Genomic DNA, 2,425 nt, shown 5'->3' on the forward strand with positions numbered 1-2,425 from the left:
TTACTCTGGTCTTTTCTCAGACCGGCCGCCAGATGGAGGTTTTGACCGAACAGAAAGTGCCCCGGCTGGAGCTGAGCGGCCGCCTTGTCAAAGCGGGAAGCCGGACAAAGGATGCTATGATCGCAGTTTTGCAGGCTGGATCAGTTGATGGCCTGGGTCAGGCCGAAAGTGAAGCGGCTGCAGCTATTGCGCATCTTGAAAACAGCCTGGCAGAATTGCCTGCGGCAGAGCGGGCCATGTTTAGGCCGGAGGCTGATGCTGCCTCGGAAATGCTCAACAATCTGATCTCGGCCCGCAAAGGCGCTTTCCGCAACCAGGCCTGGATCGACTCCCAGACCGCCAGCCTGCAGACTCTTAGCCAAACGGTGCAGGAGAAGCTTGTGCAGGTCGCGTCGGAGGCCAGCGACAGTTTGATGGCAGGCGGCGAAGACACAATTGGCCAGGTCGATGAGGTGCTCAAAAACCTGGTGGAGCAACAATTCGGCAGCTTGCAAACGCTGTTGGAGACCCGCGCTGATATCAGCATTTTGTCCGGTGCGGCTCTGGCGTTGGGCCATGTGCGCGACGTGCCCACCAAGCGGGCGCTCAAAAAGATGGCCAATGACGCTTTGAGTCGGCTGGAGCCGGTCATGGGGGGGCTAGAGGAGCTGGGCCTGGATGCATTCAGGGCCAAGAAGGTCCGCGCGGGTGTGGAACTGTTCCGCTATACACTCACCGCAAGCCGCAAGGAGCTGAAGGACAGCCGCAAGGAAGTTCTGAGCGCCCGCAACGCCAGCGTACGCCCGCTGACCCAGGCAATGGAGCGTATGGTGTTCACCCTGTCTGTTGCGGCAACCCAAGCCAGCTCCGATAACCGGACGGCGATCCAGGGGCTGCTGGACAACCAGGTTGGCGTGCTGCAGCAGCTGCTGGAGATCAACGGCTGGATCAGCGCCTTTCAGGTGGCGGCGCTGGATGTGGCGGCCGCGCATGATATTGATGCCGCCGATGCCGCTGCTGCCCCGCTTCAGGAAGCTGCCAAGGCGCTGCAGGGGTATGCCGGTTTCAACAGTGGGGTCTTTGCGCAGGAACTTAAGGACTTGGTTGGCCTTGCCGATCCGTCCGAAGGATTGCCGGTCTTCAAGGTGGCGTCGCTGGAGGCCACGGCTGCGGCTGCTGCGGCGTCGCAGGCAACTGTGGACGCGGTGTTGGAATTTGCACATCACGCAACCAGTCTGGGGGCCGAAAGCCGGCTGGAGATCGCGTCCATAGCGGGCGGGCTTGCGGGTGATGTGAAGGCGGCGCAGCAACAGCTGCAGATCCTGGCGGCTGTGGCTGCAGCAGTGTTCCTGGCGTCTCTGGTTCTGACACGGATCCTTATCCTGCGCCCTCTGGCTGATATCAGCGGCACAACCGAGCGGCTGGCTGCAGGCAACTTGCGCCCTGTAACGGGGTACGACCGGTCGAGCGACGAAATCTTCCGGATTGCCACCGCGCTTTCGGTGTTTCGCGACGGGCTGGTGGAGAAGGCAGAAGTTGAGGCCGCAGCGGATGCGGAACGTGACGCCCGCCTGGCAGAGCAGACTGCGGCGGTGACGGCCATTGGCGAAGGGCTGGAGCAGCTGTCGCAAGGCGATCTGACAGCCCGGATTCGCGGGGAAATGGGTGAGGGCTATACGAAGCTGCGTGATGATTTCAATGCGGCACTGGAGAAGCTGGAGGCATCCGTCAGCAGCCTCAGCACAAGCGGCCAGTCGATTGCTGGCGGCAGCACCGAAATCTCCTCGGCCTCCCGCGATCTGTCCGAACGCTCGGAGCGTACTGCGCAGACGCTGGCAGGCACGGCTGCTGCCGTGAACCAGCTCTCGGTTTCCATTACCGGCACCGCCCAGGCCTCGGGGGAGGCGTCAGCCTCTGTTGAAGCGGCGCGCGAGAATGCCAGCGCCAGTATCGAAGTGGTGAAGCGGACGTACGGCGCAATGGAAGCAATCAAGGAAAGCTCCGAAAAAATCTCACGGATCATCGGCATGATCGAGGCGATTGCCCAGCAGACCAACCTTCTGGCGCTGAATGCCGGGGTCGAGGCCGCACGCGCTGGCACTGTTGGCAAGGGCTTTGCGGTGGTGGCCTCGGAAGTGCGGACCTTGGCGCACCGGTCGAAAGAAGCCGCGACTGAAATTTCGGCTCTGGTGGATGAGGCCGGCCAGAATGTCGAACTTGGTGCGGATCTGGTTGAACAGACCCGCACGGCAATTGGTGAAATCTCCGCCTCTGTCGACAGCGCAGCAGATCTGATGAAAACTATTTCCCAGGCCTCTGCCGAGCAATCCGGCAGCCTGCAGGAGATCAATTCGGCAATGTCCAATCTTGACGATGCCACCACCCGCAATGCTGCCCTGTTCGAGGAGGTCACCTCCTCAAGCCTGGGCCTGTCCAAAGAAGCGCA

1 protein-coding gene is annotated in these 2,425 nt (G+C 61.6%); it reads left to right on the forward strand.

The window, feature by feature from the left end; all coding sequences use genetic code 11:
- Positions 1-116: 116 nt before the first annotated feature.
- Positions 117-2,425: methyl-accepting chemotaxis protein (locus A2I95_RS31710; RefSeq protein WP_291736221.1), on the forward strand; the 2,309-nt coding region annotated here is incomplete at its 3' end.

Source organism: Leisingera sp. F5, assembly GCF_001593695.1.